Source organism: Kribbella sp. NPDC056345, from assembly GCF_042262745.1.
Taxonomy (GTDB): domain Bacteria; phylum Actinomycetota; class Actinomycetes; order Propionibacteriales; family Kribbellaceae; genus Kribbella.
Window position 1 is genome coordinate 540,779 of sequence record NZ_JBHJQQ010000003.1, and the last position, 17,444, is coordinate 558,222.

Genomic DNA, 17,444 nt, shown 5'->3' on the forward strand with positions numbered 1-17,444 from the left:
CCGGGGAGCGCGGCTGAGTTCAGCGGTAGGCGCGGGCCTGCAGCTCGAACAGCTCCGCATAGCGGCCACCCGCCGCGAGCAGCTCCTCGTGGCTGCCGACCTCCTCGATCCGTCCTTCGTGCAGGACCACGATCAGGTCGGCCATCCGCACGGTCGAGAACCGGTGCGACACCAGCACGGTGATCCCGCCGGTCTCGCTGCCCGCGATCCGAGCCGCTTCGGCGTACTGCTCGAACAGCCGGTGCTCGGCCTCCGGATCGAGCGCCGCCGTCGGCTCGTCGAGCAGCAACAGCAGCGGCCGCTCCCGCATGAACGCCCGCGCCAGCGCGAGTCGTTGCCACTGGCCGCCGGACAGCTCGGCCCCACCCTCGAACTTCTTCCCCAGCTGGTTGTCCAGCCCGTTCGGCAGGCCGGCGATCACCGACCCGGCATCACCCCGTACGACGGCCGCCCGGATCGCGTCCTCGTCGTCCATCCGCCCGAGATCGCCGATCCCGACCACCTCGCGGGCCAGGAACTCGAACTTCACGAAGTCCTGGAACCCGGCCGACATCCGGGACCGCCAGTCCTCGGGACCGATCTCGGGCAGCGCGACTCCGTCGATCAGGATCTGCCCGGTGGTCGGGTCGTACATCCGGGCCAGCAACTTCACCAGCGTGGTCTTGCCGGCACCGTTCTCCCCCACCAGCGCCACGGCCGATCCCGCCGGAATCTTCAGCGTCACGTCGCTCAGGACCGGCGACTCGCTCCCCGGATAGGCGAATCCCACGTTCTGCAGCTCGATCCCCGAGGTGAGCTTGGCCGGGGCGGGCGTCGTACTCGCTTGCCAGGAGTTGTCCTTCGCGTACTGCCGCAGCCAGTCGTAGCGGCTGAAGCTCCGAACCACTTCCCCGACCCAGTAGATGTTCTGCGCGATCCCGCCGGTCATCTGATCGACCTGCGGTGCCAGGAGCAGCACCAGGACGACGTCGCCCGCCGAGGCCTGGCCGTTGCGAGCCCGCGCGATCACCCAGACGATCGCCGCCGCGTAGACCAGCGCGAACCCGAGACGTACCGCGCCGTCGACCTTCCCACTCCACTTCGCCGCCGCGACCTGCAACTTGAACCGCTCGGCCTGCAACGCCGAGATCCGCTCGATCATGACCTTGCCCAGCCCGAACACCCGCAGCTCGAGCGCCGTCCGCGGATCCTTCGCCACCTCGATCAGCCGGTCCGCCAGGCGCTCGTGCGGCAGCGAGTCCTCGTAGGCCTTCTGCTCCCGGATGCTCCCCTTGTACGCCGACCAGATCCGCGACGTCCCGAGGAGCGGCAGAAGCAGCAGCAGCGGGTGCACCGAGCCCAGCAGGGTGAGCACCGTGACCGTGTTCGTCACCGTGCCGAACAGCCACAGCAGCACCTCGGAGCCGACGCCCATCCGCCAGGCCCGCTCCCGCACGAGCTCCAGGCGGTCGGCCACATCAGGCCGCTCGTGGTGGGTCAGGCCCGGAATCCCGGTCGTCACGTCGAGCAGGTCCGCGTGCACCCGACCGGCCATCCGCTCCTCGGCCGTCTGCTGCACCGGCCAGCCGACCACATCGGCCAGGAACGAAACCGCCAGCCCACCGATGATGATCGCCACACCGACCGCGATCGTGTCCGACCCGTCTCCGCTGAGGCCCTCGACCAGCAGGCTGATGCCATAGGTCTGGGCCGGCGCCGTCACCGCCCGCGCCGCGACCAGCACGGTCGAGATCGCCATCAGCACCGGCGCCGCCCGGAACGACGTGGCCAGCCACAGCCGGCCGATCCGCAGGCTACGCATCGGTCATGTACCGCTCGGCCTGCAACCGGAACATCTTGGCGTAGGTCCCTTCCGCTGCGAGCAGTTGCTCGTGGGTTCCGTCTTCGATGATGTGTCCGTCGGCGAGCACACAGATCCGGTCCGCGTTCCGCACCACCGAGAACCGGTGCGAGATAATCAGTGACGCCACTCCGGAGGTCAGCTCGAGATATCGCTCCACCAGCTCGATCTCTGCTCGCACATCCAGCGCAGCGGCCGGCTCGTCGAGCACGAGCACTCCGGCGCCGGCATGGACGGCGAACAACGCCCGAGCCAGCGCAACCCGCTGCCACTCGCCACCGGACAGATCGACACCGCCCTCAAAAGCCTTGTCCAGCACGGTTTCCCAGTCCTTCGGCAGCCCGCGCACCAGATCCTCGATGCCGGCCTCCCGTGCTGCCTGGGCGAGAGCGGCCTGGTCACCGGCCCGCTCGATCGCCCCGAACTCCACGTTGTCCGTCACCGGCAGCGGGAAGCGCAGGAAGTCCTGCACGATGGCTGCGATCCGCCGCTGCCATTGGCCGAGGTCGAGCTCCGCGAGATCGACCCCGTCGATGAGGATCCGCCCACTGGTCGGCCGGTACGCGCCGCCGAGCAGCTTCACCAGCGTCGACTTCCCGGCGCCGTTGATCCCGACCAGCGCCAGCGCCTCCCGCGCGTGGATCGTCAGGTCGAGATCCCGGAGCACATAGTTGTCCGAGCCCGGATAGTGGAAGCTCACCTTCTCGAACCGGATCTCCCGCGCAGGCATCGTCTCGACCCGGTGCTGCCCGGTGGCCACCGGCTCCGGGTGCCGGGTGGCGATCGTGTCCGGCAGCGCCACCATCGCCCGGTACGCCGAGAGTCCGCGCCGCAGCTGGACGACGCCGTACCCGCTGCCGGAGACACCGATCGCGAGGATCGCCGGCACTGCGGTCGCGACCTGCGTCAGTGGCAAGTCACCGGCGAGCGCGGCGCGGCCGACGAGCAGGATCGCGAACCCGTCGGCGAGCAGCCGGACCAGACCCATCGCGATCGACCAGACCACGTTCTTGCCGCGCTTGGCCCAGACCGCCCGGAATCCTGCCGTCCACTCCTGGACGTAGCGGTTCACCACCCACTGATGCAGGCCGAAGACCCGCAGCTCCTTCGGGGCGTCCTTCATGCCGAGGTCGAAGACGTAGTTGGCGCGGCGCTGCTCCTCGGTGTTGCCCCACCACATGTCGATCTCGCCCTCGATCATCCGGCCCTGATGCCACTCCAGGACCAACGTCACCGCGACCAGCATCGCGGCGACCAACCAGGAGAACATCAGCCCGACGATCACGGCCGACCCGATCATGGTGATCCGCGCGGCAAGCAACCACGGCAGCTGCGACATGCCTTGCGCGAGGTGGAATCCACCCTTGCCCTTCGCCCGCTCCTGGACGTCGAGGACCTCACCGTCCTCGAGATGCTCGATCCGCTGCGGCCGCAGCAGCGGCTCAGTGATGCCGATCCCGATCTCGCGGACGACCGCCGCCTCCAGCAACGTCGCCGTGACCCGGTGCAACGCCGGCGCCAGACTCTCGAGCACGAACACGAACAGCATGGCCGCCAGCAGCCACCCGAAGGCCCAGAGCGACATCGCCCCGGCCGACCCCGCGATCACTCCCGGCACTGCTCCGACCACCTGCCCGGTGAGCAGCGTGACCGCCATCCCGAGCACTGCCCCCAACACGGCCAGCCCCACCGTCAGCGCCGTACTCCCCGGCGCGACGCGCATCCCGTATCTCAGCAGAGTCAGCATCCTGCAGACCGTAACCGGCCTAGCCGACAGAAATCACTTGAATAACTCAGCCCGACGCATCTCCAGCAGATCCGCGAGCTTGATCGACTCACCATCGCGCCCACCTTGACCCACCACGAGCGGCGGATCCGAAGCAAGCACCCGCACGCCGGTCACCCGCGCAGCAAGACTCGCAGTCGTCCCGAGAATGTAGAAGTTGGCCTCGGTATCAACACCCACCGACCGATTCTTCCGCAGATACCACCCACTGATCCCAGTGCGGTAACTCGTCCCCGACCCAATCACCTGCGCCCGCAAGAGCTCCGGCGCCACCCCACGCTCCCGCAGTTCGCGCACAAATTCGACCAGCAGCTCACGCGCCTGCGCCGACTCCGCAGCCTTCCGCCGCTCCAACGCAGCCGCCTGCTCAACAGACGCCTCCCGCCGCCGCTCCCGCCAACTCCCCTGATCCTCCACACCCTCAACCTACCGCCCGCGCCTTCCCCCACTGGGGCGTGCAACCTGCCAAAAACGCCGGGTAGGACTCCCCAGCCCCCGCAATGGGACACCCGACAGACGACCGCACCTCGCCTACCGCAACCCAAGCCCGTCAGCCCCAGGCAACGATCACCCGGTCGCCGACCTCGCCAGCACCTCAGCCCCCGCGGCGCCCAACCACATCTCGCAGTTATCGGCCGCAACGGCGCCCAGCCACCAGCTACGTCACCGGACGCATCCAAGGCGGCGCGACCCGGACGGCCACGCCATCACAAGTGCGGGTGCCCGCGGAACGCACGCCTGACCGGGGACGATTCGGGCGATTGTGATGGGCTGGCGGTCCGCGGGCATCGCCGTACTCGGTCGTGCAACGGCTCCTGGCCGGCTGGGTGATCGGGGCCCGTATCCTCGGAGGGTGAGTCGGGACAGAGGCGATGGCGGCCGGATGGGCGACTCGTCGTTGCTGCGCAAGCTGAACCTCGCGGCAGCACTGGATGCCTTCCTCCAGGCGGAGTCCTTGACTCCGCGGGAGTTGCGGGCCGTCGTCGGCGTCTCGCGACCGACCGCCGAGGATCTGCTGGCGACTCTGATCGCCGACGGCCGGGTCGAGGAGACCACGCCACCGCGGCAGCCGGCCTCCACCACCCGCGGCGCCGGGCGCCCGGCTCGGCACTTCCGCTTCCGGGCCGAGTCCGGTTACGTGACGGGGATCGACATCGGCGCGCACAAGGCGATGGCCGTTGTCACCGACCTGCGCGGCAACACTCTTGCGACCCGGCGCGTCGAGCTGGACCCGGCGCTCGATGCAACCACCCGGATCCAGATCGCCGTCGACGTCACCCGTGCGACCTGGCAAGAGGCCCGGCTCGATCCGGACGAGATCACCGGTGCCGCCTGCGGAGTCACCGGCGCGCTGCGGGCCGGCGAGGGCGTGAACGACGTGCGCAAGGGGCCGATCGGTGCGGGGCTGGCGGTCTACTCACTGCCCGGGTTCCCCGACGTCGATGTGGCCGCCGAGCTGTCGGCAGGGCTCGGCGTACCGGTTGCCGTTGCCAATGATGTGAAGCTCGCCGCGCTCGCCGAGCACTGGAAGGGCGCGGCCCAAGGCCACCGCGACATTGTGTACATGTTCGCCGGCCACCGCGCCGGTGCCGGCGTCCTCATCAACGGACAGGTCCATCAGGGCCATCACGGCGCCGCCGGCGAGATCGGCACCTGGCCGATGCTCGGCTGGGAAGCCGCGGTCGACCAGTTGCATGCCCGCGGCGCCCAGCTCGCCATCGCCGCAGGCCTGCCGTCCGGCCGCGAGGGTGAGCTGGTGATCGCGTCGGCGGCCCGGCAGGACCCCGAGAGTCTGCGCGTGCTGATCGAGTTCACCGAGGTGCTCGCCCGCGGCGCCGCCGTACTGGCTCTCGCCGTCGACCCTGAGGTCGTCGTCCTCGGCGGCGGCATGTCCCGCGGCGGCGCGATCATCGCCGAACCCTTCCGCCGCGAACTGGCCCGCCTGGCCCTCGTCCCGATCGACGTCATCACCTCCACCATGGGCGCCGACTCCGTAGCGCTCGGCGCAGCCCGGATGGCACTCGACACGGTCCTCGCCGACCTCCTCGCCGTACCGGGCGCTTAACTCATTCGGCGTCGGTGGTGAAGGCGGCGCGGGGTTGCTGTACTGAGGCCAGCGAGACGATGTCGCGGCCGTAGACCGCGGCGGCCAGCCAGACCGCCAGCACGCGGACCTTCCGGTCCCAAGTCGGTACGGCGAGCACGTGGTAGCCGCGGTGCATCAGCCAGGCGAGCGGGCCCTTCACCACGATGCGGCGGAACTGGAAGACACCGGTCCCGAGACCGAGCGTCGCCACCGCGCCCAGTGTGTGGTGCAGGTACTGCTTCGGCTCTCGTCCGCGCAGGGTCGCGAGCAGGTTCTTCGCGAGAAGCTTCCCCTGCCGTACGGCGTTCTGTGCGTTCGGCACGGTAAGTGAACCCGGTACGGCGAGGTCCGGGATCGCGGCGTCGTCACCGGCGGCCCAGGCGTCCGGCACGATCTCGTCCTCGGTCCCGACGCGCAGGTCGGGGCGGGTCTGGATCAGGCCGCGTGCCGTGACCGGGAGGTCGGTGTGACCGCGCACCAACCGCGTCGCCGCGTTGCCGGCCGTCCAGACGATCAGCTCCGCATCGAACTCCGACCCGTCCGAGAGCACCACGTGACCGTCGACAGCGGACTCCACTGTGGTCTCCAGATGCACGTGGCCACCCCGGCCCTCGAGCAGCCGTCGAACCCAGGCGCGTGGACCGTCGGTCACCTCCGGCAGGATCTTCTGGGTCGCCTCGACCAGGTGGAAGGACAGGTCGTCGCGGCTCAGTCCGGGGTACGACTTGAGCAGGCTGTTGGCCAATGAGAGCAGTTCGCCGAAACTCTCCACACCGTTGAAGCCCGCGCCGACGACGACCACGGTCAGCAGGCGGCGGCGTACGGGACCTGGCGGTAGGACGGAGGCCTCGTCGAAGGCGGTGAGCAGCCGGTCGCGAACGGCCACCGCCTCCTCGACGTGCTTCATCCCGATCGCGTTCTCCGTGATCCCGGGCAGGTCGAAGGTGCGGGTGATCGCGCCGGCGGTGACCGCGATCACGTCGTACGGGAGCTCGAAGTCCTCGCCGTTCACCGGGTGGATGGTGACGGTACGGCGGGCGTGCTCGACCGTGGTCACCGAGCCGGCGATGATGCGGGTACGGCGCAGGTTGCGGCGCAACGAGATCGCCGCGTGCCGGGCCTCGACCGAACCGGACAGCACCTCGGGCAGGAACGGCTGGTACGTCATGTACGGCCGCGGATCGATCAGGATCACCTCGGCCTCGCCACGCCGCAGCTTCTTCTCGAGCTTCCAGGCCGTGTAGAAGCCGGCGTAACCGCCTCCGACAACCACGATTCTGCGCACCGTCAGTCTCCCGTTCTCTCACTAGCTACGACAGCGTAGAGGTCCTCGTTGTGACTACGCCCACCCCCGGTGTGACAGCGGTTACCCGGCCGGGAAGTCACAGATCCGGAAATTGCGTGGTCTTGTAGAAGTAGAGCGCCGATGAGCCTAAGGAGAGAACCATCAATGACGATGGCCGAGCAGCAGATCGCAACCTCCGTCCTGGTGATCGGAACCGGCGGTGGCGGCCTGCGGGCCGCGATCGAGCTGGCCGAACGCGGAGTCGAGGTCCTTGCCCTGGGCAAGCGTCCACGCAATGACGCGCACACCTCGCTGGCCGCCGGCGGGATCAACGCCGCGCTGGCCACGATGGACCCCGAGGACACCTGGCAGCAGCACGCCGCCGACACCCTGCAGGAGAGCTACCTGCTCGCCAACCCGGACACGGTCCGGATCGTGGCCGAGGGTGCGGCGCAGGGGATCGCCGATCTCGAGCGTTACGGGATGCCGTTCGCGCGCGAGGCCGACGGGCGGATCTCGCAGCGGTTCTTCGGCGCGCACACCTACCGCCGAACGGCGTTCGCGGGCGACTACACCGGCCTGGAGATCCAGCGCACACTGGTGAATCGCGCGGTGCAGCTCGGCGTACCGATTCTCGACAACGTCTACGTGACGCGGATCCTGGTCCGGGACAACACCGTCTTCGGTGCCTACGGATTCGACCTCGACACCGGTAAGCGGTACGTCATTCACGCCGACGCCGTGATCCTCGCGGCCGGCGGCCACACCCGGATCTGGCGGCGGACGTCGTCACGCCGCGATGAGAACACGGGCGACTCGTTCCGCCTCGCGGTCACGGCCGGCGGCCGGATCCGGGACCCTGAGCTCGTCCAGTTCCACCCGTCCGGGTTGCTCGAGCCGGAGAACGCGGCCGGGACGCTGGTGTCCGAGGCCGCGCGCGGCGAGGGCGGTCAGCTCCGGAACGCGCTCGGCGAGCGCTTCATGGCCCGGTACGACGCCGAGCGGATGGAGCTGTCGACCCGCGACCGGGTGGCGCTGGCGGCGTACACGGAGATCAAGGAAGGACGCGGTACGCCGAAGGGTGGGGTCTGGCTCGATGTCTCGCACCTGCCGCGGGAGACGATCATGCAGCGGCTGCCGCGGGTCTACCAGACCCTGCTCGAGTTGCAGATGCTCGACATCACCCAGCAACCGATCGAGATCGCACCGACCGCGCACTACTCGATGGGCGGCGTGTGGGTCCGGGCCGAGGACCACTCGACCGGGGTCGACGGTCTGTACGCGCTCGGCGAGGCGGCGAGCGGTCTGCACGGAGCGAACCGGCTGGGCGGGAACTCGCTGATCGAGCTCCTCGTGTTCGGCCGGATCGTCGGCGAGGAGGCTGCGAAGTACTCCGTCAATCGTGAGTCGCAGCAACGGTCTGCCGAGGTTGTCGGTGAGGCTCGCGCCGAGGTGGACGGGCTGCTCGCGGCCGACGGGCCGGAGAACGTGCGGGCGCTGCAGAGAGCACTCCGCGACACCCTCACCGCCCGGGCCGGCGTCGTCCGGGACGAGGCCGGTCTGCTGGCCGGTATCGAGGAGCTCGCCGAGATCGAGGACCGTACGGCGCAGATCGGCGTCCACCCCGATATCGCGGGCTTCCAGGACCTCGCGCACGCCTTCGACCTCAAGTCGTCGGCGCTGTCCGCCCGGGCCACTCTCGACGCCGCACTGGAACGGCGCGAGTCGCGCGGCTGCCACAACCGCTCCGACTACCCCGAACTCGACGAGTCCCTGCAGGTCAACCTCGTCTGGTCGGGCCCCGGCCAGGTCACCAGGGAACCCATCCCCGCGATCCCGGCCGAGATCCGTGCCCTGATGCGCGACGACATCTCCACCGAAGGCAAGCTAGTCGAGTGATCAGGTGACGCGGGCAACCGGTGCGGTCTTGTCTGTGCGGGCGACGCGGAGGCGGACGCGGGTGTGAATGCCAGGTAGGGCCACGACGGTGGCGAGCTCGGCCGCGGTGCGGGCTGCGGCCGAGTGGACCGTGGCAAGGTCGGCGGTGGGTTCGATCGTGCAGGTGAGTTCGGCGACGAGCTGACCGCGGTCGGCGACCACGTGGCCGGAGCCGTCGCGGATGCCCGGCGTACGGGCGAGCGCTTGAGCGGCGGCGTCCACGGCCGAGTGCGCATCCGCAGTCAGCCGTCCACTCCGATCGCCACCGGGCAGTGCGAACCGCCCGCCGACCCGACGGGGCAGATGTCGAGCGAGCCACCACAGGCCGAGCAGGATCGCCACCACTCCCCCGGCACCAGTTGCCCACGGCCACCATTCCGCGGTGGTCGGGCCGGCCGTGATCCGGTCCGGGACGGACGGGAGTCCGCCGTACCGCCAGGCCACCATCGCGCCGCCCACGAGGAGCAGTCCGAGCGCGATCACCGTGCCCACTGCCCGATCCAGAGCAATCACTCCGCGACGCATGTCACTCCTCCCGTACGGCGATCCGCGTCCGCGGCACCGGGGTAATCGTCCGCAACCGGTCCTCGACGACGGCCGTGACGTCCGCACTGACGCGGCCGGGTTCGCCGAACGTGGTCACCGTCAGGTCGACTCGCTTCCGCTTCAACCGGCCCGCGACCGCAGTCACCGAATCCACCTGCCGAGCGCTGTCGGCGGCGAGCCGCGCAACATCCGCACTACGCAACCAGACCAGCCCGTCCGCCCCGTCAACCGCATGATGAGTCCGCCGCCGCCGCTTGAACGTGAGCACCAACAGCCCAAGCCCAACCACAGCAGCCGCAATCCCAGCCGGCCCCGCCCACCCACCAGGCTCCAACTCGAAGCCCCGGCCGAGCCACGAGGCCCCGTCAGCGAGCCCGGCAGCAACCGCCATCTCACGAATGGCAACACACCCAGCCAGCACCAAGCCGAACGCCCCCACCATCCCCACCCACACCACAGCAGCCCCACCCACCGGCTGCTGCGCCGCGACCGCCTCACCTGGCGCCGTACTTGTCGGCTTCTCCACCTGAGAGGCATCGACGGTGGTGATGGTTACGTCGGCTCGGTCTACGCCTAGGCCGGTGAGGTCCTCTACGGCTGTGGTGATGGTTGCGCGGAGGTCGGCGGCGGTGGCGGCCAAGGGGTGGGGCCAGGTGATGGCTGTTTCCAGGTGCAGGCGGACTCGTTGACCGGCGACGACCGCGCGTGCTTTCGGGAGACCGCGGCCCAGTACGGCGGACTGGCGGGCGACCGCGGCGTGCCGGCGGGCGGTGATCTCCACGATCCGCTCGACCGCGCGGGAGGTGATCTCGAGCCGGCCGCGATCGCCCCCGAATGCGGTCGCGGACGGCTCTGAGACCCTCGGAGCCGGTCCGTCCACCGGCTCGAGTCCATCCGACGCACGCGCGTCCGTCCTGGATCCCGCCGCAGCAACAGATTCGCCGGTCTGATCCACGAACACCTCGTGGTCAGCCACGGTTTCGGCGGGTGAGGAGGTCGTCGAGGGCCTTGGAGCCGCCGCCGGAGAGGAAGTGGCCGACGGCGAAGCCGGCCGCGCCCAGGACGAGGGCGAGCAGGAAGCCGGGGAAGCCACCGGCCGCGGCGGCGATGGCGATCAGCAGGCCGGCGAACAGGCCGATGGTCGAGGTGCTCACTCGGATCTCCTCAAAGGAAAGGGTGCGTCAGCGGACGCGGGGTTCGGTGGTCTCGGCAGCATCCTCGTCATCGTCGTCGTCGCCGTCCAGGTGGACGTCGGTGACGGAGATGTTGACCTCGGTGACCTGGAGGCCGGTCATCCGCTCGACCGCCGAGATCACGTTCGCGCGGATCGCCGCCGCGAGTTCGGCGATACTCACGCCGTACTCGGCGACGAGCTCGATGTCGACGGCGGCCTGGGTCTCGCCGACCTCGACCGAGACGCCCTGGGACAGGTTGGTCTTGGAGCCCGGGATCCGGTCCCGCAGCATGCCGACGGCCCGTGCGGCGCCGCCGCCGAGGGCGTGCACGCCGGGGATCTCGCGGGTCGCGATCTCGGCGATCTTGGAGACCACCACATCCGCGATCGCGGTGCGCCCGCCGCTACCGGTGCCGTCGGCAACTACCTCGGCGGCGGGGACGGAGGCGACCGGGCGCTTGGCCGGCTTGGGGGTCGCGGTTTCAGTCATCGGGAGGTGCCTTTCTCGTCAGCGGTTGTTCGGAGCCGTTCGCCGGAAGGACAACCGTGCGCGCCGAATCGTCACGGTTCCTCCACACCGTCCACAGCGTGACATGACTCACTCGACGGATACGGGAGGCTACCGTGACATCAGGGCACGCGGTGTCGTCTTCACGTACACGCGCACAAACGGGAGGTGGAGTGACCACAGGGCTGACCGAGCTCGACGAGGCGACTCTGGTCGCCCGGGCCCGTGATCGCGACCCGGCGGCGTTCGAGCTGCTGGTCCGCCGCTACCAGCGGCGGATCTACACGCTCTGCCTGCGGATGCTGAACGGCGCGTCCGGTGATGCCGAGGATGTCGCACAGGAGACGTTCGTGACCGCCTGGCGCCGGCTGCCCGAGATCCAGCACGAGGCGGCCTTCGGTTCCTGGCTCTACCGCACGGCCACCAACAAGTGCCTGACACTCCTGAACCGCCGCAAACCGACCTCGGAGCTCAACGAAGACAGCGCTCCCCAAGACCTGGCGCACGACCCGGCCCGCGCGGCCGGGAACACGGCCGCCATGCAAGCACTGTCCGTCGCCCTGCGGCGGCTACCACCGCCACAACGTGCCTGCTGGCTACTGCGCGAGGTCCACGGCCGCTCGTACCAGGAGATCGCCGATCTCGTCGGTACGACGCCCACGGCGGTCCGCGGCCGGATTGCCCGGGCCCGCGCCGAACTTGCGGAGGTGATGAAGCCATGGAGATGAATCCCGAAGACACCGTCACCGCTCTGCACCCCCTGCCCTGCGGGCGAACCGTCGAAGACGTGTGGGACGAGCTGGAGTCCGGTGAGCTCAGTGCACACCGAGCCGACTGCCCGCATTGCCGGACCGCCCAGGCCGGTCTGGAGCAGTTGACCGAGGCGACCCAGTTCCTGATCGACGATCCGGTCGAGGTCCCCGGTGGACTGCTGGACCGGATCATGACGGCCGTCCGTGCCGACCTGAATCTCGGCCGCACGATCCCGCTGCCCACCGAACCGGCCGAGGTCGAGGTATCGGTGCACGCACTCGCCGCCGTACTGCGCTATGCGGTCGACGGCACCACCGGCGTACGGGCTCGGCAGTGCCGGATCGAGCTGTCGGAGCCGGGGTCGATCAAGGTGTGGATGTCGGTCGCACTCGAGTTCGGGGCCGGTCAGGTCGGAGCGCTCGACGAAGCGCGGCAACGCGTCGCGCTCGCCTTGCGCGGTCAGATCGGGCTGGAGCTCGCTTCGCTGGACTTCGAGGTCGTCGACGTCTGGACCGACCCACGGAGTCCGGGAGCGCAGTCGTGACGGCGGATCCGGCCGGCGCGGTCGCTCAGCTGGGCGCGGCCGATGCGGCTGCCCAGGCGGCCCGCGCGGTCAGTGGCGTCATCCGGCTGCAGCCCGGGATCAAGGGTCTCCTGCGTCAGTTCGGGGCACAGGCCTGGCAGCGCGCGACCGGGCGCGACGTACCGGATGTGGCCGGCGTCGAGGTCGACCTCACGGCTGACGACGTGCGCGCCGAGATCCGCATCGTCGTCGGCGTCGACCACCTCGCGACCGAGGTCGGCCGGAAGGTGCACGAGGCAGTGGTCGCCGCGCTGGAAGCGGCGACCGGACGCCCGGCAGTCGTGCAGATCCGCATTGTCGAGTTCGATCTGGAACCGCGCTACAGCTGACGCGTCGCGATGAAGCGTTTGCCGACGTCGATCATCGGCTTCTCCACCCAGCGGTAGCACAGATGTGCCATCAGGATCGACGTCAGCGTCACGGGGAGCCATGGCACCGGGGTCTTGGTCAGGTTGGCGCCGAACAGCAGATAGATCCCCGCCACGGCGCCGTGGGCGAGCAGCTGCACGAGGTAGATCGAGTACGAGCGTTCGCCGAGAAAGACGAACGGCCGCGTGGACAGCAGGCGCTGCGGGAAGGCGTTGGCGAGCAGCGCAGGCAACAGCAGGAAGCCGACCAGTACGACGTACGGCGGCGGAACCACGACGAAGCCGGGCACATCACCGGCCAGGTGATGCCGCTCGATGAACGCGGCCCAGAACTGCACGGTCGCGTGGATCACCAGGAAGGCCGCGGCCGCCGTACCGGCTACCCACGGCCGGGTCAGTGGCTTGAAGAGAGCGTAGGTCTTGGGGTTGTGCATCAGGATCGCGACCAGACAGCCGACCAGGATCGAGAAGTAGTGGACGGTCCAGCCGCGCGGGTCGCCGCCCATCGACAGCGGCACCATCACGAGCAGGATCGTCATCAGCACCAGGGTCAGACCGATCCGGCTGCCGAATTTCGCCTTGCGCTGCACGAGGATGGCGGAGAAGGCCAGTAGTGGCCAGAGCAGGTAGAACTTCTGCTCGATGCCCAGTGACCAGGACTGCCCGTACTCGCCGCCGTGGCCGAACTCGTTGAAGAAGAACAGGTAGAGCGGCAGCTCGGATCCCGGCGGCTTCGTGGTCAGGTCCCCGCGGAAGAACTGGGCGATCAGGGTCACGCCGAGCAGGAGGAAGTACACCGGCAGGATGCGGAAGATCCGCCGGGCGTAGAACTTCTTGAACGAGATCTGCCCGGAGCGGTCCTCTTCGCGCAGCATCAGCGTGGTGATCAGGAAGCCGGAGATCACGAAGAAGATCTGGACACCGATCCAGCCCTGCAGCCAATCCGGACCTTGGTTGTGGAAGACCACCACCATCAGGGCAGCGATCGCGCGCAGCCCGTCCAGCGCGGGGAACCGCTTCAGCGCCAGGTAGTCGGAGTGGCTCAGCGGCTGCCGCGAGACGCCGGCGTCGACCTTGCTCGATGGACTGATCGTCATGCTTTCGACGATCGCTGGCGGACCCCGGCCGGCACATCGCCGTCAAGTGCCGACCGTGGTCACTGCAACGAATGAATCGCCTCGATCGGATGTCACTCCTGAGAGTGACATCGGGTCAGTTGATGACGGGGGCGATCGTCTTGGAGCGGGCGCCTTCGTAGGCGGCGAGCAGGATACCCAGTACGGCGATGCCCTCGACCTCGGTGTGCAGCGGCCGGGTCTTGCCGATCAAGGCGTCCGCGAAGTGCTCGATCTCGGCGACGAAGGTGTCGACCGGTGCGAGCTCGAACGTCTCCGATTCGCCCGACCGCAGTTGGTAGGTGAGCGACGTACCGTCACTGTGCAGTGAGCCCAGCTCGCCGACTGCCGAGAACCGTTCGGTCGAGCCGGCCGGCTGGTAGGCCCAGCTGGTGACCAGCTGACCGACGACTCCGTTGTCGAAGCGGATCAGCACCTGGGCGGAGTCCTCGCCCTCCATGAACTTCAGGCGGTGGGTCGACAGCATCGCCGTCGCCTCGACCGGCATCCCACCGGCCAGGTGCAGCATCAGGTACGTCGGGTGGTAACCGGTGTCGATGAGCTCGCCACCGCCACTCGTCTTGCTGCTGGCCCGCCAGCCCATCGAGCTCGGGTCGAAGTCGTTGTAGAAGCTGTCGGTCGTCCGCACCTCGTAGACCGTGCCGATCGTGCCGGCCTCGAGCAGTTCCTTCGCCTTCGCGACGGCCGGCATGAACAGCTGGTTGTGCGCCGACATCAGCGTCACTCCACTGGCCTCGACGGCACGCCGTACGTCGGCTGCTTCCTCGGCGCTCAGGCACAGCGGCTTCTCGCACAGGATGTGCTTCCCGGCCCCGGCAGCCGCGACGATCGCGTCCCGGTGCAGGTGGTGCGGCAGGCAGATGTCGACCGCGTCCAGGTCCTCATTGGCGAGCATCTCGCGATAGTCCGTGTACGCCGTCGCACCGAGCTCGGCCGCACGCGCCTTGGCCCTCGCCTCGACCGCGTCGGCCACCGCCGTGATGCCGATCTTGTCCGCGTGCGCCGCATAGCCCTTGATGTGCGCAGAGGCGATCCCGCCGGCGCCGATCAGGCCGACCTTGATCTGGGGCATGGGTGATCTCCTCAGCTGTAGGCGACGACAGTGTTGGTGGTGGCGGCTTCGTTCGCCGCGACGACGAGCCGGGTGAGCTCCAGGGCGCGCGCGATGTTGTCGTCCGCGCGAGTGCCTGCGGCGATGTGCTCGACCCACTGGCCGAACGGATCGAGACTGTGCTCGGGCACCGTCCGTTCCTCATCGCCCACCTTCAGCACGTTGCCGGCCTCGGTGTAGGTCAGCGTGCTCTCGGTCCCGAAGATCTCGATCGTGAACGGGTTCGGGCTGGCGAAACCGGCCTCGATGACGCCGATGGTCTGATTCGGGTAGCCGACCACGACGACCGCGTTGTCCTCCAGGCCGCGGCCCGCGATCGACCGGTACGTCGCACCGACGGTCTCGGCGTCGGTCCCGAGGAAGAGCTGAGTCAGGTACACGGGGTGGCAGCCGAGGTCGGTGAGCGCGCCCCCGATCGCGGCCTTCGGCTCGAAGAACCGCTGCGGCAGCCAGCCGTCCTTGCCGTCGCGCGCAATCGCGCCGTCGTGCGAGAGCCGGACCCGCGCATACGTCACCTGACCGAGCCGACCGCTGGCGAGCACCTCGCGAATGGCGTTCGTGTACCCGTGGGCCAGGCGCGGCAGCGAAACCACGAGTTTGACACCGTTGTCGTCGGTCGCGGCGATGATCTCCTCGGCCTCGGCGACAGTCGGCGCGAGGACCTTCTCGGTGAAGATGTGCTTACCGGCCTGAGCGACCTTGACCATCAGGTCGCGGTGCTCGTCGGTCGCGGTAGTGATCACGACACCGTCGATATCGCTCGCCAGCAAGGCGTCCAGATCGCTTGTGTAGGCGACGCCGAAGGCTTCGGCCCCGGCCTTGCCGCGCTCCTCGTCCGGGTCCCAGACCGCCACCAGTTCGGTGCCTGGATGCTCCTGCGCCTGCCGCGAATAGTCGCCCGCATGGACGTGCCAGAAGCCCAGGGTCGCGATCTTGAGGGGGTTCGGCATCTGCTTCCTCCTGCCCGAGGTCGTCCGGCTTCACCAGCACCGGCCGCGGACCAACGTACAACGTTGTCATGGGGTGTTGGGAAGGGCTGGAGCGCGCCGTTTCATCCGCTGGACCAGGCTGACCCATCTATAGTTATCCAGGACTCCTAGGTAATCGAGGCTTGATGAGTGAGGCACTGTCCGGCGGGGATCTGCAGAGGTTGCGGCAACTCAACCTCGTGGCCGCCCTGCGGGTGCTGCGGGCCGAGGCGCCGCTGACCGTCACCGAGCTGGCGAAGCGGACCGGGCTGTCCCGCGCGTCGACCGAGGACGTCGTACGGGATCTGCTGGGCCGCGGCTGGATCGGCGAGGTGTCCCCCACGGCCGGTACCGTCGGCCGGCCGGCTCGCCGCTATCGGTTCCGCTCCGACGCGGGCCGCCTGCTCGGCGTCGACATCGGCGGTCACAAGGTGCTGGCGGTGGTCACCGATCTCGCAGGGGACGTGCTGCAGCAGGCCCGGATCCCGGTCGCGCCGGACGCGGGTCGTCGAGAGCGCCTCCAGGCTGTCGACGACTGCATCGCCGCCGCGCTCACGGGCGCCGACACCGCCGCCGAGCAGATCTGGGCGACCGGCGTCGCGACGACCGGGCTCGTCGACGGCACCGGCAAGGTGATGCTCTCCGACTCGCTCCCGGAGTGGACCGGCGTCGACCTGGTCGCCCACCTGCGCCGGGTTGTCCGCGGACCGATTCGGGTCGAGAACGACTGCAAACTTGCTGCCCTGGCTGAGAATTGGCGCGGGGTCGCGCGTTATGCCAAGGACGTTGTGTTCCTGCTGGCCGGCCTGCGCACGGGTGCCGGGCTGATCATCGACGGCAAACTGCACCGCGGGTTCGCCAACTCCTCCGGCGAGATCGGCGCGCTGCCCGCGGTCGGCTGGGGCCGCGCTCCAGAGCATCTCCATGCCTGGCTCGGCCCGGGCGAACCGGTCGAGCGCGTCTTCCTGGCCGCCCGCGACGGCGACCGCGCGGCCCTGCGGGCCGTCCGCGGGTACGTGCGTGACATCGCCATCGGTACGTCGGCCCTGGTGCTCACCCTGGACCCGGAACTGGTCGTGATCGGCGGCGGCTTCTCCCGATCGGCCGACGTACTGGTCGAGCCTCTGCGCCGCGAGCTCGACCGCTGGTGCCTGCGCACCCCGGAGATCCGCGTCTCCGCCTTCGGGGATGAAGGAGTCGCCCTGGGCGCGGTCCGGCTGGCCGTCGAACAGGTCGAGTCCACCCTGTACGGCGCTGCTCCCGCGACCGCCGCCCTGCTGATGTTTTGAGCAAAGCTGCTCGAAACTACCGCGTTGTGAACTCTTGACACAGTTTCCGTGGAGTCCATGATTATTCCATCGC

The 17,444-nt window shown here is 69.1% G+C and carries 17 protein-coding genes; 6 read left to right on the plus strand and 11 right to left on the minus strand.

Features of this window, described 5'->3' with window-relative positions; translation table 11 throughout:
- Nucleotides 1-19: 19 nt before the first annotated feature.
- The 3 genes from ACFCV3_RS13370 to ACFCV3_RS13380 are packed head-to-tail and all read right to left on the minus strand — an operon-like array spanning nucleotide 20 to nucleotide 4,043.
- Complete coding sequence (locus ACFCV3_RS13370; RefSeq protein WP_376029817.1) at nucleotides 20-1,801, minus strand: ABC transporter ATP-binding protein; 1,782 nt, start codon at nucleotides 1,799-1,801, stop codon at nucleotides 20-22.
- Nucleotides 1,794-3,587, minus strand: coding sequence for an ABC transporter ATP-binding protein (locus ACFCV3_RS13375; RefSeq protein ID WP_376029819.1), 1,794 nt, complete (start codon nucleotides 3,585-3,587; stop codon nucleotides 1,794-1,796). The genes ACFCV3_RS13370 and ACFCV3_RS13375 overlap by 8 nt, the downstream gene beginning before the upstream one ends.
- 33 nt (nucleotides 3,588-3,620) lie before the next feature.
- Complete coding sequence (locus ACFCV3_RS13380; RefSeq protein ID WP_376029821.1) at nucleotides 3,621-4,043, minus strand: hypothetical protein; 423 nt, start codon at nucleotides 4,041-4,043, stop codon at nucleotides 3,621-3,623.
- A 436-nt stretch (nucleotides 4,044-4,479) separates the two neighbouring features.
- Here ACFCV3_RS13380 and ACFCV3_RS13385 point away from each other — a divergent pair, with 436 nt between their 5' ends.
- Complete coding sequence (locus tag ACFCV3_RS13385) at nucleotides 4,480-5,691, plus strand: ROK family protein (RefSeq protein WP_376029824.1); 1,212 nt, start codon at nucleotides 4,480-4,482, stop codon at nucleotides 5,689-5,691.
- Between the two features lies 1 nt (nucleotide 5,692).
- Here the strand turns inward: ACFCV3_RS13385 and ACFCV3_RS13390 are convergent, their stop codons facing one another.
- Entirely contained in the window at nucleotides 5,693-6,997 is a 1,305-nt protein-coding gene (locus ACFCV3_RS13390; protein WP_376029827.1) for an NAD(P)/FAD-dependent oxidoreductase, read from the minus strand.
- A 165-nt stretch (nucleotides 6,998-7,162) separates the two neighbouring features.
- Here ACFCV3_RS13390 and ACFCV3_RS13395 point away from each other — a divergent pair, with 165 nt between their 5' ends.
- Entirely contained in the window at nucleotides 7,163-8,896 is a 1,734-nt protein-coding gene (locus ACFCV3_RS13395; RefSeq protein ID WP_376029830.1) for an L-aspartate oxidase, read from the plus strand.
- Here the strand turns inward: ACFCV3_RS13395 and ACFCV3_RS13400 are convergent, their stop codons facing one another.
- Genes ACFCV3_RS13400 through ACFCV3_RS13415 form a run of 4 tightly spaced genes read right to left on the minus strand, consistent with a single transcriptional unit; the run spans nucleotide 8,897 to nucleotide 11,145 of the window.
- Entirely contained in the window at nucleotides 8,897-9,460 is a 564-nt protein-coding gene (locus ACFCV3_RS13400; protein WP_376029832.1) for a hypothetical protein, read from the minus strand. It abuts the gene before it with no gap.
- Nucleotide 9,461: 1 nt separating this feature from the next.
- Nucleotides 9,462-10,457, minus strand: coding sequence for a DUF6286 domain-containing Asp23/Gls24 family envelope stress response protein (locus ACFCV3_RS13405; protein WP_376029835.1), 996 nt, complete (start codon nucleotides 10,455-10,457; stop codon nucleotides 9,462-9,464).
- Complete coding sequence (locus ACFCV3_RS13410) at nucleotides 10,450-10,635, minus strand: hypothetical protein (protein ID WP_376029837.1); 186 nt, start codon at nucleotides 10,633-10,635, stop codon at nucleotides 10,450-10,452. Before ACFCV3_RS13410 ends, ACFCV3_RS13405 begins: the two co-directional genes overlap by 8 nt.
- Nucleotides 10,636-10,662: 27 nt before the next feature.
- Complete coding sequence (locus ACFCV3_RS13415) at nucleotides 10,663-11,145, minus strand: Asp23/Gls24 family envelope stress response protein (RefSeq protein WP_376029839.1); 483 nt, start codon at nucleotides 11,143-11,145, stop codon at nucleotides 10,663-10,665.
- 191 nt (nucleotides 11,146-11,336) lie between these two features.
- On the opposite strand from ACFCV3_RS13415, the gene ACFCV3_RS13420 reads away from it, so the two are divergent.
- Genes ACFCV3_RS13420 through ACFCV3_RS13430 form a run of 3 tightly spaced genes read left to right on the plus strand, consistent with a single transcriptional unit; the run spans nucleotide 11,337 to nucleotide 12,828 of the window.
- Nucleotides 11,337-11,891, plus strand: a complete 555-nt coding sequence (locus ACFCV3_RS13420) for an RNA polymerase sigma factor (protein WP_376029842.1) — start codon at nucleotides 11,337-11,339, stop codon at nucleotides 11,889-11,891.
- Nucleotides 11,882-12,460: an Asp23/Gls24 family envelope stress response protein gene (locus tag ACFCV3_RS13425; RefSeq protein WP_376029843.1), complete on the plus strand. Its 579-nt coding sequence runs from the start codon at nucleotides 11,882-11,884 to the stop codon at nucleotides 12,458-12,460. Before ACFCV3_RS13420 ends, ACFCV3_RS13425 begins: the two co-directional genes overlap by 10 nt.
- Entirely contained in the window at nucleotides 12,457-12,828 is a 372-nt protein-coding gene (locus tag ACFCV3_RS13430) for a hypothetical protein (RefSeq protein WP_376029845.1), read from the plus strand. The genes ACFCV3_RS13425 and ACFCV3_RS13430 overlap by 4 nt, the downstream gene beginning before the upstream one ends.
- Here the strand turns inward: ACFCV3_RS13430 and ACFCV3_RS13435 are convergent.
- From ACFCV3_RS13435 to ACFCV3_RS13445, 3 genes are all read right to left on the minus strand, one after another.
- Entirely contained in the window at nucleotides 12,819-13,964 is a 1,146-nt protein-coding gene (locus tag ACFCV3_RS13435) for an acyltransferase family protein (protein WP_376029848.1), read from the minus strand. The two genes, ACFCV3_RS13430 and ACFCV3_RS13435, sit on opposite strands and share 10 nt — an antisense overlap.
- A 115-nt stretch (nucleotides 13,965-14,079) precedes the next feature.
- On the minus strand, nucleotides 14,080-15,075 hold the full coding sequence (locus ACFCV3_RS13440) for a Gfo/Idh/MocA family protein (protein WP_376029849.1): 996 nt from the start codon (nucleotides 15,073-15,075) through the stop codon (nucleotides 14,080-14,082).
- An 11-nt stretch (nucleotides 15,076-15,086) separates the two neighbouring features.
- A complete protein-coding gene (locus ACFCV3_RS13445; protein WP_376029851.1) occupies nucleotides 15,087-16,064 on the minus strand; it encodes a Gfo/Idh/MocA family protein in 978 nt (325 codons plus the stop codon).
- Between the two features lie 164 nt (nucleotides 16,065-16,228).
- Between ACFCV3_RS13445 and ACFCV3_RS13450 the strand changes: the two genes are divergently transcribed.
- Nucleotides 16,229-17,371, plus strand: a complete 1,143-nt coding sequence (locus ACFCV3_RS13450) for an ROK family protein (protein ID WP_376029853.1) — start codon at nucleotides 16,229-16,231, stop codon at nucleotides 17,369-17,371.
- Nucleotides 17,372-17,444: the final 73 nt, after the last annotated feature.

Excerpts from the sequence above, each read along its gene's own strand:
- ACFCV3_RS13395 (WP_376029830.1), top strand. The coding sequence starts at position 7,163 with ATGACGATGGCCGAGCAGCAGATCGCAACCTCCGTCCTGGTGATCGGA.
- ACFCV3_RS13450 (WP_376029853.1), top strand. The coding sequence starts at position 16,229 with ATGAGTGAGGCACTGTCCGGCGGGGATCTGCAGAGGTTGCGGCAACTC.
- ACFCV3_RS13370 (WP_376029817.1), bottom strand. The coding sequence starts at position 1,801 with ATGCGTAGCCTGCGGATCGGCCGGCTGTGGCTGGCCACGTCGTTCCGG.
- ACFCV3_RS13435 (WP_376029848.1), bottom strand. The coding sequence starts at position 13,964 with ATGACGATCAGTCCATCGAGCAAGGTCGACGCCGGCGTCTCGCGGCAG.
- ACFCV3_RS13445 (WP_376029851.1), bottom strand. The coding sequence starts at position 16,064 with ATGCCGAACCCCCTCAAGATCGCGACCCTGGGCTTCTGGCACGTCCAT.
- ACFCV3_RS13440 (WP_376029849.1), bottom strand. The coding sequence starts at position 15,075 with ATGCCCCAGATCAAGGTCGGCCTGATCGGCGCCGGCGGGATCGCCTCT.
- ACFCV3_RS13375 (WP_376029819.1), bottom strand. The coding sequence starts at position 3,587 with ATGCTGACTCTGCTGAGATACGGGATGCGCGTCGCGCCGGGGAGTACG.
- ACFCV3_RS13400 (WP_376029832.1), bottom strand. The coding sequence starts at position 9,460 with ATGCGTCGCGGAGTGATTGCTCTGGATCGGGCAGTGGGCACGGTGATC.
- ACFCV3_RS13425 (WP_376029843.1), top strand. The coding sequence starts at position 11,882 with ATGGAGATGAATCCCGAAGACACCGTCACCGCTCTGCACCCCCTGCCC.
- ACFCV3_RS13415 (WP_376029839.1), bottom strand. The coding sequence starts at position 11,145 with ATGACTGAAACCGCGACCCCCAAGCCGGCCAAGCGCCCGGTCGCCTCC.